Source organism: Halostagnicola alkaliphila, from assembly GCF_055379965.1.
Genome location: NZ_AP043827.1, coordinates 284,303 through 297,662, shown reverse-complemented (window position 1 = coordinate 297,662; position 13,360 = coordinate 284,303). Strand labels below are relative to the sequence as shown.

Genomic DNA, 13,360 nt, shown 5'->3' with positions numbered 1-13,360 from the left:
AACGGGAGAGAGATGACAGCGAGATTGGATTTGTTTCGACATCGTAAACGCTTACTTGTTTGCCAATGTATCGAATTCGCATGAGTAAAGAAACGAAAATTGAAACGGTTGAGGCTACGAAGACATCGTTCCAAGTACTAGAAGTGTTGATTGATAGCGTCGAGCCGTTAGGAGTCACCGCTATCGCTCGGCGAACAGATGCTCATAAGAGCACCGTGTACAAACATCTAGATACGCTCCGTCAATTAGGATACGTCGAGAAAACCAACAGCACGTACACACCGTCGATTCGTTTCGTCGACTTTAGCCGTCACATCGAAGAGCAAAATCCCGTGCCCCAACCGGTTAAGACCCATCTAGATGAGCTGACTGATACCCTCGGTGAAACGACCGGATTCGTGATCGAACGGGGCGGAATCGCGGTGGATGTATACGCTACACACAACCGGTCGAGAACAGATATTCCACCCCGAAATAAGCGTTTTCTCCACTGCAGCGCCGCCGGTAAAACACTGCTCGCTGAGTGGTCTATGGATTCGGCGCGAAGGTACATCACGACCGAGAAGTTGCCGAGGATAACCGCTCACACGTTAACCGATTGCCAGACGGTGCTCGACGAAATTTCTCGTGTCCGTGATCACGGATTTGCCTTCGATCGGGAAGAACAGTACGAAGGAGTCAACAGCGTAGCGACGAGCGTCAACCACCCCGATTGGAACGCTTCAGTATACGTCTCCGGAAAAAGTGACGAACTCATCGGGAAACGATTTAAAGACGTTATTCCGGGCAGCCTTCAGAGCACTGTTCGAAAAATCGAATCCGCGCTTCGTTAGTTTTCGATTTGCAACGAACGATTCATCTGTTTACCGTATCGAAACGCATGATAGCGATGTATACCTGGCCTCTATTTACACAAGTATGTATGTAATACGTTGGGCCATTGTGAGGGGATGACAAGCAATACAGGCAGACTTGCACACCAATTGAATCGGGAACCCGTTTTTGTTTCGATTATCGAAACAAATAACCGGTGGGTAAATTCGATGTGACACGATGCCGACTGCGGGGACAGGCAACGGTCAAAAAACGATGTACACAGATCAACCACGGAGAATCAGTACCGCTCAAGTTGACCACCTCGGGTTGTTACCAATCGGTGATACTCCCATCGTCCTGTCGCCAGATTGGATTGTACCAGTCTAAGTCCTCTACTGCTTTTTTTCGGACCACCGACTCGTCGATCTCGATCCCCAGTCCTGGCCCCTCTGGAAGGTCCAGATAGCCATCCTCGAACCGGAACGTCGACGAATCAACCAGGTATTCGTCCGCCGAACTTTTCGATGCCGGCTGGCTATCGAATGCGTGATCCTGAACCAGTAAGTTCGGAGCGTACGCACCGACCTGTAGCGATGCCGCGAGCGCAATCGGGCCCAACGGGCAGTTCGGCGCAATCGCCACGTCGTGTGCTTCGGCCATCGAAGCGATTCGAACGAGTTCCGAAATCCCTCCCGCATGAGAGACATCCGGCTGGACGACATCGATTCCGCCGCTCGCGAAGAGAGGCTTGAAATCCCACCGAGAATACAGTCGCTCGCCTGCAGCCAGCGGAGTGGTCGTGTGAGCTGCGAGATTCGGGAGGTGCTCGAGGTTCTCGGGTAAGACTGGCTCTTCGATGAACAGAAGGTTACTATCGTCGAGAGCGTTCACGAGGCGTTTCGAAAGGGATTGTGAGACCCGTCCACGGAAGTCAACGCCAATATCGACAGTCTCTCCGACGATATCTCGAACGTGCTCAACGCGGTCGACGACCGTTCGAATCGTCTTCGGCGGTTCGACGTGGCAAGTCTGCGTAACAGCGTCCATCTTGATTGCCGTATAGCCGGCATCCACCAACCGTCTCGCTTCCGCTCCAACATCCTCGATTCGATCGCCTCCGACCCACTGATAGACACGGATTCGGTCCCGACTCGGCCCACCGAGGAGTTCGTAGATCGGAACACCGAGTTGTTTTCCCTTGAGATCCCACAGTGCCTGATCTACACCCGCAATTGCGCTCATTAAGACCGGTCCGCCACGATAAAAATTACCGCGGTACATAGCTTGCCAGTGGTCTTCGATCCGGCGTGCGTCCTTCCCAAGGAGATAACTATCCATAATCTCGGCGACAGCCGTACGAACCGTCTGCGCTCGTCCCTCAACCACCGGTTCCCCCCATCCGACGAGTCCACAGTCAGTCTCGATCTTCAGAAAAAGCCATCGCGGTGGGAGTTCATATAATTCGTAATTCGTAATCAGCATGGAGGATATAGACTTGTGGAAAGTAATAAACCCCGCTATAGAAAGCAGATTTCGAACAGTCAAATGACGGACTGTAGTACTTTTCGGTCATTCGGTAGCACTTTGTGACTGTTAATCTAGCTGTCCGTTCGCCGTCGAGTATGTCGGCGAACGGCTTCCCTCGAGACACGCTTCCTGCCAGTTATTAGACCGGTCTCCGAGAACGAGCAGTTTCGGTCCGTCACTCACAGCCGCGGTTTCTCAGACGTTCTACATTGTCAAATACCAGCCAGACAACTAGTCAATTTCTCTGTACTCTAGCGAATTAGATGAATGTAACGTACCGTCGGCGCTGTCAACACAGAGAAGGTGGTATCTCGAGGAAACAGGAATTGGACACTCCACTAAATTAGTAGGGTGAAGAACCGCGTGGTGTGTAGGGAGTTAAGTTGAGTCGATGGCGGAGTACTTAAGGGGAAGGACAAAGTCGTTTCGTCATTGCTAGAAATACATCAAAGGTGATAGTTAGGCGTACGTACCCATATAGAAAGCTATCAGCTAGGCAATCATTGTGGCCCGAGAACTACAATGTGAGTCTCACAATGGGATCATGTGGCGTACTATTAGATTTTATATAAGTAGACAGCTATCAATCCAAGCTCGTATTATGCCGGGGATTAGTAGAACTGATCTGGAATCTGCGCCCCAGTCTGCATTAACTGCTCGCGTTCCGCGGTCGTAAACTCATACGAGTTGGGTTTAGCAATTCCAATCGTTCCCGCAAGTTCACCGTCCGAGTCGATAATCGGAGCAGCGATAGAACCCTCCATCCCGGTGTCTCGCGCACGGGATTCCGCGACACCCGAATCGTCCGTCTGTAAGTTACAGACTTCCACCGGTTCCATACGCTCCGCCGCAATTCCTGCCATCCCTTTTCCGATCGGAATCGTTTTCGTCCGTGCAAGAACGGATTCCGGGATTCCTTTATGCGCGACCAGTTTCAAATTGTCTTCTTCCTTGCGATGAAGCGTTCCAGAAGTACAGTCGAACTCCTCGATAGTTTCGTGAAGAAAGGTCGTCAATTCCTCGTCTTCTTCCGAGACGCGGTCAGCACGAGTTTGTTCGTCATTCATCGGTGATATAGTATAAATTGGCTTCAGCTTACTTGAGTTTTGGGAGAATAGACCGGTTATACGAAGTTCGAGAGAAGACAAACGTGGTAGTTCTTTCCTTGGAACGAAATTTCCCCTCTCGATGGGGGGACCGAATTATCTATTATTACATACGATCATTTGAGTACTACCAACCTCAAAAATCGACGACGGTGAATCCGTCGCGTGTAGAAGGCATATACTATAACGATCCATCCTCAAGCGCATTATATTGTGTTAACAACACACGTTCAGTACTCAGCTGAATCAGCGATATCAAGGAATTAGAACAGGGACTAATTCAGCTGTACCGATTCAGCGTAGATTATTTAAGCGGCACGAGAGTTACACGTACAGATACTTATCGAGTAACAATCGCCACCTGCACTCATCATCGATTGATTTCGACGGGAGGATAGTAGGTACCGATGCGACGCGGAGCGACCGCTCTACACACAGCGTTCGGGCCGACCGTTTCTGCAGACCGTGAACTGAAATCGGACAAGTTTGAGATTGTATTGGTATCTTTGCACACGACCATAATAGGAAGTGTCCAATGGTTTCACCCCATGATATGTGTTTAACAGTAGTAGTTCTACAGTCGGAAATGCAACCTTCGCAAACATCTTATGTTTTAAACCCGTCATGGATTTTCCCGTGGGTATTGTTTTATCCCAACATTCGCCCAAGATCGTGCGGCTGTTTTGTATTTCAACTCAGTCTCGTCAGCGCTTACAACCTCTTCCCGAAGGGTATTTGGGGCGTTCTTCTTGTAGATTAGATATACCCGGCCGTTCGAACAAGTAGGAACAAGACGGAGGCGACAATATTCACAGTATGGCCAGGTGAGGGTTTTATCTTCCCGTCTCGGAACCGTGACTTACGCACTTGATCATCTCACAGTGGCCAGTGACAACAGCGTCTATATACGTCCCACGGAAAGAGCCACTCATGCAAACAATCTCATTGGCAGGACCGTGGGATCTCCGACTCGACCCGGAAGGCGACGGAAGTATCGAAGCCCTCTCTGAAGACGCCATCGACGGGACGATATTCCTCCCCGGAACGACCGACGAATACGGTTACGGGACCGAAATCGATGATCGGCCACGAGATCACCTCCAGCGCACGCATCGGTACGAGGGGGCCGCGTGGTACAGACGCACCGTCTCCGTCCCCGACTCCTGGGCGGACGAGCGCGTGACGGTAACGCTCGAGCGAACCCGACCGACCGAGCTCTGGGTAGACGGGGAACGAATCGGGTCACGAGAGTGTTTGAGCACCCCACACGTCTACGACCTCACGGAAACGATCGAACCCGGCGAGCACGAGATCGGTATTCGGGTGGACAACACGGACGAATCCATGGACCGCCCGGGGGTAGATCGATCACACGCGAGCACCGAACACACGCAGACGAACTGGAACGGCGTCATCGGCGACCTCCGATTGGAAGCAACGCCACGGGTTCGGATCGAGGATGTCCGGACCGATCCAGAACCGAACGAGAATGCAGTCGACCTCGAGGTTACCCTCACAAACACCACGGGGACCGAGCTCGACGGAACACTCACGGCCGCCGCTCGGTGCGTGAATACCGACGAAGTACACGTACCGAAAACGGCCACCCACCCCGTCTCGATCGACGCCGATGAGAGAACGGAGTCGAGTCAAACGACCGTCGAATTCACATATACCCTCGGTTCCGACGCGCTCACGTGGGACGAGTTCTCACCTGCGGTCTATGAGTTAACCGTCTCGCTCGAGGCAGCGAGCGATGAGAAGACCCACGGCGACGAGTTCGAGACGACGGTCGGCCTCCGAGAGTTCGAAACCGACGGTACGCAGTTTTCGATCAACGGAACAACCATCTTTCTCCGCGGTCGGACCGACTGCTGTGTCTTTCCAGACACCGCCTACCCACCGACGACGACCGCCGACTGGGTCGAACACATGGAGACCGCGAAGGAATACGGGATCAACCACTACCGCTTTCACAGCTGGTGTCCGCCGAAGGCGGCCTTCGAGGCGGCCGACCGGGTCGGGATATACATGCAACCGGAGTGTTCCCAGTGGAACTTCGGCACCTCGTTCGCCGAGGACGAGGATTTCGAATACTTCAAGCGAGAGGCCGAGCGCATTCTCGACGCCTACGGCAACCATCCCTCGTTCGTCTGCTTTACCCTCGGAAACGAAAACAAAGGCGACGAGGAGCGGATGAACGAACTCGTCCGCCACTGTCGAGCGATCGACGACCGTCGGCTGTACGCCTACGGGGCGAACAACTTCCTCACCTCGCCTCACCCCGGAGCGGCTGACGACTTCTTTATCACCGCCAACGTTCCCGAGGACCCCGAAGCCAGCCACTGGGATGTCGACCGAACACCCATCCGCGGAACCGGACACGTCAACGACTCCCCGCCGTCGACGACCGTCGACTACGAGAAGAAACTCGAGCCCTACGACCTCCCCGTCGTCGGTCACGAAATCGGCCAGTATCAGATCCATCCGAACTACGACGAGACGCGCAAGTATCGCGGGATGCTCCAGGCCCGTAATCTCAAGCGGTTCGAACGCTCGCTCGCCGATCGCTACATGGAAGGCTCGGACAAGGACTTCCAGAACGCTTCCGGAGAACTCTCGATTACCTGCTACCGCGAAGACATCGAGGCCGCGTTCCGAACGGCCGGTTTCGGCGGCTTCCAACTCCTCGGCCTCGACGATTTTCCAGGGCAGGGAACAGCCATGGTCGGCATTCTCGACTCGTTCATGGAGTCGAAAGGATTGATCGAGCCCCACGAGTGGCGGCGCTTTTGTGATGCACGCGTTGCGCTCCTCTCGTTCGACCGGTACACCTACACGGCTGACGACGACTTCGCTGCCGAAGCGACGATCGCTAACTACGGACCGGGATCGATAGCGGACGCGACAACGAACTGGTCGATCACCGAACCTGACGGGACGGAACTCGCGACTGGAGACCTAAACCACGGCGACATCGCACAGGGAGATCTGGCAACGCTCGGAACGATCGACGCCTCATTGGACGACGTCTCCGCACCCAGCCGACTCGAGGTAACGCTCGATATCAAAGGGAGAGATACCGAGGACGGTTCAGCCGTTGACTTGCGGACGTCCTACCCGATCTGGGTCTATCCCGAGGTGTTCGAATCTGCCAGCGAGACGGACGAGTTCAGTGTTTCCCGGCGTTTCGACGAGGAGACGCGGGAGCGATTAGAGGGCGGCGAGACGATTCTCATGCTCCCGGAACCGAGTGCGATCCGCTACGCTCTCGAGGGATCGTTCCAGCCGGACTTCTGGAACTACGAAATTTTCAAGCGAAACGGAAAGCCGGGAACCCTCGGAATGACGACGGATGCGGACCATCCGTTGTTCGACACCTTCCCCACCGAGGGTTACGCCGATTGGCAGTGGTGGCCCCTCCTACGGCACTCGCGGCCAATCGTTCTCGACGATGCGCCCGCCGAATTCGAACCCGTAGTACAGATCATCGACACGATCTACCGAAATCACAAGCTCGGCGTCTACTTCGAAACCGCGGTGGGCGACGGGGCGCTCGCCGTCTGTACGCTGGACCTCTCCGGAGACGAGCCCGCGGTCCGCCAGTTTCGTCGCAGTCTCGAGTCCTATCTCGCTTCCGATACGTTCGACCCTGCGAGCGAGCTTTCGACCGGCGTCCTCGATAGCCTGTTGAATTCTGGACAAGAAGACGACCGCGCGTACGGCGATAACGCCGGCGCGTGGGTCGAACACGAGTAAAGAAACGAACGAATAGCCACCGTGGTGAGGCGAGCGGCGGTGGTTAATTATCCCTCGGCTGTCACTCGAGTATCGTCACCTTCCTCGTACTTGTCCTCGAACTCCTGAATGAGCTGCCCCATCTTCGCATACCAGTCGTTCAGCTTTCGTTGCATCCCGTTTGCAATTTGGCTCGAGTCGTTCGGGTAGTAGACGTGATAGTACCCGCCCTGATCGTAGTTTATCTGTTCTTTCTGTATAAAGCCACTTTGTAGTAGTCGCTGGATGGAGCGGTAGGCAGTCGAGCGTTCGCGATCGACCAAATCGGCGACCTCGTCGATGGTGAGCGGTTCGTCACTTTCGACCATCGCTCGGAAACACTCCTTGTCGAGTTGTTTCAGTCCGTGAATGCACTCGAGTAGGCCCTCACACTCCATATCCTGTTGCAGTAGTTCAGCCATCGATCGTGCCATATTCTTGTCTCGACAGAAGTACCGTAACTGTATAAGGATTGTGTGAGTATTGTACAACTTCACTGGACGATCGTGTAACTGATAGAGGCGGAATCCCTATCGTAGCGCAATCTTTCGGTTGTTGGTTTCAGCCGGTGCTCAAAAAGCATCGAAAGGGACTCCCGCTGGTACTAAAGAATGAGATAGACCCGAGGTATATTGTTAATATCTTACAAGGTTAGACTACGGAGCAGAATCGATGAGTACTGCATATACCTTAGTGTTAGATCGGAGCTTACACAGTACCACAGATCGGCCGTAGTAGGTCAATTCATGAATACTCAAGCAGTGTGAAAGTAGTATAGGAATAGAGGCCCGTTCGGGTTAGATTGTTTTAAAATCCCACCGGTAAAATCCCACATTATAATGTATAGTGTTGGGATTTGAACACATTATGAGTAGAGTGAAAAACAGATCAATATTGTATGATATATGAAAATACAAATCGATAGCGTTCGATTCCATCACCAATCATCCAAATGACTTCATCGCGCTCTTGGAGCATCTCTATGTGGTTGATTTTCTTCGGGGAGTAACGCGATACAATGTTTGATTGAGCAGTTGTAGTGAGGCTATAAAAGAGCCCAATCGGCCAGTTATCATGGATTTTTCAAGTCGTAGCTGGAATTTCTCGAGGAGAGTGTCCCACGATGCCGGATGTCGCGCTGAAGGTCAACGCTACCGGGTGACCCACCAGAGCCACGAAAAGCGGAGAGAAGCCGGTTTCAAACGCTACGCCGCCGAAGCTACGCTGCTTGCAACCCGAGGAACGAAAAGGGGTCGGCGTCTGAGAATTCAGTCGAAACCTCACTCGAGAAGACTTCGGACTGATCTGGCCCCAACTGGAGGGTCTGAGCGTCGGCTTCGGACGAGAAATCGAGACTGTCGAGTTCGACCCAGAACACGTTAGGCGTGAGCGCCGATTCGAAGTAGTAGATTCCGTCCTTGTGATCCGCGACCGTCCGCCAGCGCGTCGAGGAAATGTGCGGCGCGTCAGGCGTGCTAATGCCGTGGGGCACAGACACGTTGCGGATCACGCTGAACACGTTGGCCGTCGCGTCCCGGCGATCCTCAACTTGGGGGATGGCGTCCGTATAGAACTGGGCTCGAACGAACCGGTCGGCCGGTCGGTTCGTTCCCGGGAGCATGACCGTGCCGCCGATCTGATTCCAGTACTCAGCCAGCGCACGCTGCTTGTCGAAGGTCGGCGAGTTCGTCATGATCTGGTAGTCGCGGTCGTGGTGGACGACCAACTCGCCATCGACGTACTCCATGATCGCGCTGTCTCCGGTAGCATCCGAGAGGGACAGATGCAGTGCAGCCAGCCGGTCTTCTCCCGGGACGTTCTGAGAGACGACCACGAAGTTTTCGTCCCGAACGGCGTCCACGGCTTCGGAAACCGTGGCAAAATTGTCGAGCATATACTGGGCCCACAGCGAGATCGACACGGCGGGTTCGTCGCCGTCCCAATCCGGATACTCCGACTCGGGGAGCCACAGCAGGTTGGCAACCAGACCGGATTCGTTCATGCCGTCGGTGGTCGCAATATCGTAAGCGGTGGCGACGACGCTTCCGTACTCTGCCGTCCACTCGATAGAATCCGGACCGACCTCGCCACTGCGGTCGATACCGCGAGGGAGTGCCCAAATATTGGTCCCGATATCTACTTTCCAGTCCATAGAACGGGCCGTGATCGTACGCCCTTCCGGTCCACGATAGACCAAACGGGTACACATTTAGGATCGACCTCCTGCGAAACGGACGAACAACGTAGTGTTAGACATCATAGCAGTGATCTCACCCCGCCAACTGGGATAAAGTCATAGCTCTCCGGTTGCGGGACACGATAGTCAATCCAGCATGAGGGTTCAATCAACGTACGAGGAAACCGCCACTCTCGAGACGAACCGACTACGCTCAGTGACTCACCTCGGGATTACTTCCGAGGCAGCAGGCTGATCCACCGGTAGTAGATACCGACACGAACGGTGCAAAGACAATTGGTGTCTCCCGAGAACCCGCGGGAGGCGTCCCTCGTTTCGGACCGACGACGACCGATCGAGTGAGAGACCCGCGAGTAACGGGACCGGGCTATCGCCGGGGTCGGGGTGGGAAACGCAGGTTATGAGAGAGTGGAGCGACCTTCTCAGGGAAACTTGCGACCGGTGACAGTCTCTGCCGGTGACGTCAGTCGTCTTCGGATCGCCCACTCGAGGCGGCCAATTCACCGGGGATGTCGGCGTCGCGCATCACCACGACGCGGCGTTCGGCGTACTCGAGGCCGTTTTTTCGCTGGCGTTTCTTTCTGATCGCGAGGCGGTTCTTCGAGAGGTCGAGCAGGGCGTCGATCATCCGCGAGACGAGTTTCTTGGCGTAGGTTTCGCTGATGCCACTCTCCTGACGGCGGATCCAGTGACGCATATCGCTCGCGGTAACGTACTCCCGAACGTCCTTACAGCCGCTTCGCCAGGGGTTGTCACCGACGCTCGAGTCGGCGCGGGCCTTCCAGAGCTTGGCGGCGAGTCTCGAGGGGAGCGAAGAGGTTGTCGCTCGGAGCATGTCGTCGTCCAGCTTCGAGAGTTGCTGGATGGGGAGGAGGTCTCCGTGGGAGAGGGAGACGTTCGCGCCTCTCTCGAGCGGGTCGTCGCTTTCGGGGAGTCGTAAGTAGCCGTTGCCGTCGTCCTTGCGAATCCGCTCGAGGCGACCGTCACCGACCTCGACGGTGCGCTCGTCCACGTTTCCCTCAAGGAGGTGCGCTCCCTTCTCGAATTCGCGGGCCTGGAGTTCGCCGACGCGGCTCTTGTTCGCCTCGAGTTTTTTCGCGTGGGCGTCGAGCCTCGCCTCCGTCGAGGAGTCGGCTCGCTCGAGCGTTTTGAAGCGCTCTTCGAGGAGCTCGTTCTCGGAGTGGAGAGACTGAAGTTGGTTCTCGAGGGACTCGAGACGATCGTCTTTGCGCTGGAGTTCTGACTCGAGGGTGTCGACGCGTTCGCGGAGCGTTTCGAGTTCGGCGGCGAGTGTCTGGACAGTCGATGCGTCGGATCGAGGGCGGGATTGGTCGGAGCTCATGTCTGATGTGAAAGTTTGGGAGTTGGATTCGGGCGATGCGGCTCGCTGGCGGGCTCGAGTGCGTTGGACTCGAGTCGAGTGTTCTCAACTCGAGTCAAACAGTGCCAACTCGAGACGAACAGGTGCATCCCCCGGAGTCAGTGGGTCCTCGAGGGATAGTGGTCACTGGAGGACGCGACATCGGTCCCGTCGAATGTAAAACCGCCGTCGGTCGCAATCCTAGGGTCGTCGTCCGCATCGACCAACAGCAGGCCGTCGCGGCCGTCGACAACCTCGAGATCGTAGACGCGGATTTCGTCACCGGGTTCGCACTCGAGCTTTTCCGTCGCGTCCTGTCCGGCGGCGATTCGAGAGCCGGTGTGGCTCTGGGTGACGCCGTAATCGGCGAAGGTGTCCTCGGCGTGGTCGCGAACGAGGGCGACACCGGACTCGTGCTCGAGGGCGTGGACCCTCGAGCCGATGATCCAGTCTCGGTCACCCAATGCGGCCGTGGAGATGGTGACCTTGCGAGTCGCGTCGACGGAATAGGTCCCGAGGTAGCCACTTCCCGTGGGAACGACGTACTTCGAGGGGGTCGTGGCTATAGGCTCCTCTGGGTCGGTGAGGTTGTCGGGATCGGTCCCATCGCCGGTCATCGCTGGTCACCTGGGATGGGTTCGAGGAGTACTGCATCCTGGCCAGCGACGATGATCTCGTCGTGGTCGGACGGGGCTACGATTTCGACACCCTCGTCGTCGAGGTGCGCTCGAATGACGGCAGAATAGCTGGGGTTCCCGTCTGGGAGCTGGTTTTGGTTGGGTGGCGATGTTCGAGGCTCGTGAACCCTACAGTTATGGGTCCGGGATGTGTTTTTTCGCATGGGTCTTACCGCTCAGGTGAAACCCAGCCCGCGTGCACTAACACGCGGGTACTCTGTCAAGAATACCCTCTAAGAGCTAGGTCCCATTCTATTCTATACAATCAGCATACATGAATTTAACTAATAGTAAAGGTCCTGTGTGAGCTGTTGTAGTAAATGTAGGTGTCGTGAGGAGGAAATAAGAGGCATGCACAAACATATAGCAACAAAATGCCTCTCAAGATAGACGATAATACTGAGAAAGTGATAGACGAATTCGTTCAGAATGGGAATCTAACCACAGGTGCACTTGTAGATTTTACCGATCTTTCTCGCCCAACAGTGACGAAACGACTCGATCGATTACATGCCGCAGAGTCTATTGAATATCTGCATGAACCGACTGCACTTTGGCGATTGATCGAAGATCCACGAGAATAACTCATTCTAAAAACTCAATCTCAGTATAGCAGTCGGCGGTGAAGTATTTGACCATCCCGAATAAAACACCCATATTACTAAACGTGTTTTAATACTATCAACAATCGTGGTACGACAACGAGCAGAGTGGATGCGCCCAGCGACGAAAAATCCTCGAGGTTCTGCGACGAGGGTAATATGACTCCGAGCGCACCCGAGCAGATGGACGTAACCGTCGCAAACTACGCGAGCAATCGTCTTTCTCTGATGGACGATTACGGACTCGTCGAGCGTGTTGCGCAAGGCCTCTATCGAATTACTGATGAGGGTAAGGGGTTCCTCGACGAAGAAGTTGATGCGGATGCACTCGAGTCTAGTGGATCGTAGTACGTGTCTAGTCGACACTGGGTTAGATGATTCTGATTGGGTAACAGCGATTCTATATCACTGATTCGGTCTGTCGTCGTACCTTTGCGCGCAACTTGGTCCGCGAAATCGCCCCACGATCGGCTTTGCTGTGGCAGTCAGGGCAGAGAGCGATCAGATTCGAGGATCTGTTTGGACCGCCTTCACTCCGAGGCTTGATGTGGTGGACCTCTGGATGATCCGTGCGGTTGTCACACCATTCGCAATGTTGGTCCGCGCGATCGAAATACAGCTCGTCTTTTAGAGATTGTGGTGTAGACGGTGTTCGCTCTGCGTTATTCGCGCTGTCACTGTCAGTATTTGATTTGGAATCGGATTCAATGTCTGTGTCAACTGTGGTGAGGAAAGCCCAGGCCTCGTCACCACCCTTTTGATTGTAAAGTGCGATCGCCCAGCCGAAGATCCCAAGGCCGCCAAGGAGCAACACCGTGCTGATGTAGAACATCGGCGTTCCAAACTCGAACGACGAAGAAAATGGGATTAGGGCCCCAACGAACAACATCGCTAGCGCAATCCCTCCTGGTGGGACGTTTTCTATCCCATCCGACTGAGTTCCATCGGACGATCCAGATGGATATCTGAGCTCGATTCCGCCATCAGCCGGCCCAGGATTTGGCAGGACAGACGCCGAATCGTTCTCGACGATATCTTCGAACACTGTTCGTGCTTCGGCCGCCGAATCGGCTTCGTACGTCGGAACTCCAGCAACCGTTCCTTCGTCGTACATGACAGGATTATACTCTGGCGTAGTGATAACCGCCTCTATTCCCTCATCATATGTGACATCATAGAGGCCAGTGTCCTGTTTTTCGAGTCTCCAGTGCCCTTCGCGGCGTACAACACCCATACGTGCGATACATAATCCAATCGAAAAATGATTTCGGCTGAAAGCAATGTCGACTGGGTGGCAG

The 13,360-nt window shown here is 54.7% G+C and carries 11 protein-coding genes; 4 read left to right on the top strand and 7 right to left on the bottom strand.

All coding sequences use genetic code 11. The annotated features are described in order from the left end of the window. Nucleotides 1-80: 80 nt before the first annotated feature. The gene (locus ACZ5C7_RS23450) at nucleotides 81-833 is read left to right on the top strand and encodes an IclR family transcriptional regulator (RefSeq protein ID WP_464378588.1); all 753 of its coding nucleotides are present in this window, start codon (nucleotides 81-83) and stop codon (nucleotides 831-833) included. 313 nt (nucleotides 834-1,146) lie between these two features. Here the strand turns inward: ACZ5C7_RS23450 and dgoD are convergent, their stop codons facing one another. Then, nucleotides 1,147-2,298: a galactonate dehydratase gene (gene dgoD / locus ACZ5C7_RS23445; RefSeq protein WP_464378587.1), complete on the bottom strand. Its 1,152-nt coding sequence runs from the start codon at nucleotides 2,296-2,298 to the stop codon at nucleotides 1,147-1,149. Nucleotides 2,299-2,954: 656 nt separating this feature from the next. After that, nucleotides 2,955-3,410 carry a GAF domain-containing protein gene (locus tag ACZ5C7_RS23440; RefSeq protein ID WP_464378586.1) on the bottom strand — a complete coding sequence of 152 codons (456 nt, stop codon included), beginning with the start codon at nucleotides 3,408-3,410 and terminating at the stop codon, nucleotides 2,955-2,957. Nucleotides 3,411-4,379: 969 nt separating this feature from the next. Between ACZ5C7_RS23440 and ACZ5C7_RS23435 the strand changes: the two genes are divergently transcribed. Next, the gene (locus ACZ5C7_RS23435) at nucleotides 4,380-7,208 is read left to right on the top strand and encodes a glycoside hydrolase family 2 TIM barrel-domain containing protein (protein ID WP_464378585.1); all 2,829 of its coding nucleotides are present in this window, start codon (nucleotides 4,380-4,382) and stop codon (nucleotides 7,206-7,208) included. A gap of 47 nt (nucleotides 7,209-7,255) precedes the next feature. Here the strand turns inward: ACZ5C7_RS23435 and ACZ5C7_RS23430 are convergent, their stop codons facing one another. The 4 genes from ACZ5C7_RS23430 to ACZ5C7_RS23415 all read right to left on the bottom strand — a co-directional run bounded on the left by ACZ5C7_RS23430 (nucleotide 7,256) and on the right by ACZ5C7_RS23415 (nucleotide 11,400). Then, the gene (locus ACZ5C7_RS23430; protein ID WP_464378584.1) at nucleotides 7,256-7,660 is read right to left on the bottom strand and encodes a helix-turn-helix domain-containing protein; all 405 of its coding nucleotides are present in this window, start codon (nucleotides 7,658-7,660) and stop codon (nucleotides 7,256-7,258) included. A 785-nt stretch (nucleotides 7,661-8,445) separates the two neighbouring features. Then, complete coding sequence (locus tag ACZ5C7_RS23425) at nucleotides 8,446-9,435, bottom strand: linear amide C-N hydrolase (protein WP_464378583.1); 990 nt, start codon at nucleotides 9,433-9,435, stop codon at nucleotides 8,446-8,448. A 451-nt stretch (nucleotides 9,436-9,886) separates the two neighbouring features. Beyond that, nucleotides 9,887-10,765, bottom strand: a complete 879-nt coding sequence (locus ACZ5C7_RS23420) for a DUF8008 family protein (RefSeq protein WP_464378582.1) — start codon at nucleotides 10,763-10,765, stop codon at nucleotides 9,887-9,889. A gap of 137 nt (nucleotides 10,766-10,902) precedes the next feature. After that, a complete protein-coding gene (locus tag ACZ5C7_RS23415; RefSeq protein WP_464378581.1) occupies nucleotides 10,903-11,400 on the bottom strand; it encodes a hypothetical protein in 498 nt (165 codons plus the stop codon). Between the two features lie 434 nt (nucleotides 11,401-11,834). Here ACZ5C7_RS23415 and ACZ5C7_RS23410 point away from each other — a divergent pair, with 434 nt between their 5' ends. Together ACZ5C7_RS23410 and ACZ5C7_RS23405 are read left to right on the top strand one after the other, a co-directional pair. Then, the gene (locus tag ACZ5C7_RS23410; RefSeq protein ID WP_464378580.1) at nucleotides 11,835-12,044 is read left to right on the top strand and encodes a winged helix-turn-helix transcriptional regulator; all 210 of its coding nucleotides are present in this window, start codon (nucleotides 11,835-11,837) and stop codon (nucleotides 12,042-12,044) included. A 177-nt stretch (nucleotides 12,045-12,221) separates the two neighbouring features. Beyond that, the gene (locus ACZ5C7_RS23405; RefSeq protein WP_464378579.1) at nucleotides 12,222-12,410 is read left to right on the top strand and encodes an ArsR family transcriptional regulator; all 189 of its coding nucleotides are present in this window, start codon (nucleotides 12,222-12,224) and stop codon (nucleotides 12,408-12,410) included. A 52-nt stretch (nucleotides 12,411-12,462) separates the two neighbouring features. Here ACZ5C7_RS23405 and ACZ5C7_RS23400 read toward each other — a convergent pair whose 3' ends face one another. Beyond that, nucleotides 12,463-13,296, bottom strand: coding sequence for an HNH endonuclease (locus ACZ5C7_RS23400; RefSeq protein WP_464378578.1), 834 nt, complete (start codon nucleotides 13,294-13,296; stop codon nucleotides 12,463-12,465). Nucleotides 13,297-13,360 lie beyond the last annotated feature (64 nt).

Bases quoted from the DNA above. Each gene is read 5' to 3' on its own strand.
- ACZ5C7_RS23425 (WP_464378583.1), bottom strand. From the start codon at position 9,435: ATGTGTACCCGTTTGGTCTATCGTGGACCGGAAGGGCGTACGATCACG.
- ACZ5C7_RS23405 (WP_464378579.1), top strand. From the start codon at position 12,222: ATGACTCCGAGCGCACCCGAGCAGATGGACGTAACCGTCGCAAACTAC.
- ACZ5C7_RS23430 (WP_464378584.1), bottom strand. From the start codon at position 7,660: ATGGCACGATCGATGGCTGAACTACTGCAACAGGATATGGAGTGTGAG.
- ACZ5C7_RS23410 (WP_464378580.1), top strand. From the start codon at position 11,835: ATGCCTCTCAAGATAGACGATAATACTGAGAAAGTGATAGACGAATTC.
- ACZ5C7_RS23420 (WP_464378582.1), bottom strand. From the start codon at position 10,765: ATGAGCTCCGACCAATCCCGCCCTCGATCCGACGCATCGACTGTCCAG.
- dgoD (WP_464378587.1), bottom strand. From the start codon at position 2,298: ATGCTGATTACGAATTACGAATTATATGAACTCCCACCGCGATGGCTT.
- ACZ5C7_RS23440 (WP_464378586.1), bottom strand. From the start codon at position 3,410: ATGAATGACGAACAAACTCGTGCTGACCGCGTCTCGGAAGAAGACGAG.
- ACZ5C7_RS23435 (WP_464378585.1), top strand. From the start codon at position 4,380: ATGCAAACAATCTCATTGGCAGGACCGTGGGATCTCCGACTCGACCCG.
- ACZ5C7_RS23400 (WP_464378578.1), bottom strand. From the start codon at position 13,296: ATGGGTGTTGTACGCCGCGAAGGGCACTGGAGACTCGAAAAACAGGAC.
- ACZ5C7_RS23450 (WP_464378588.1), top strand. From the start codon at position 81: ATGAGTAAAGAAACGAAAATTGAAACGGTTGAGGCTACGAAGACATCG.
- ACZ5C7_RS23415 (WP_464378581.1), bottom strand. From the start codon at position 11,400: ATGACCGGCGATGGGACCGATCCCGACAACCTCACCGACCCAGAGGAG.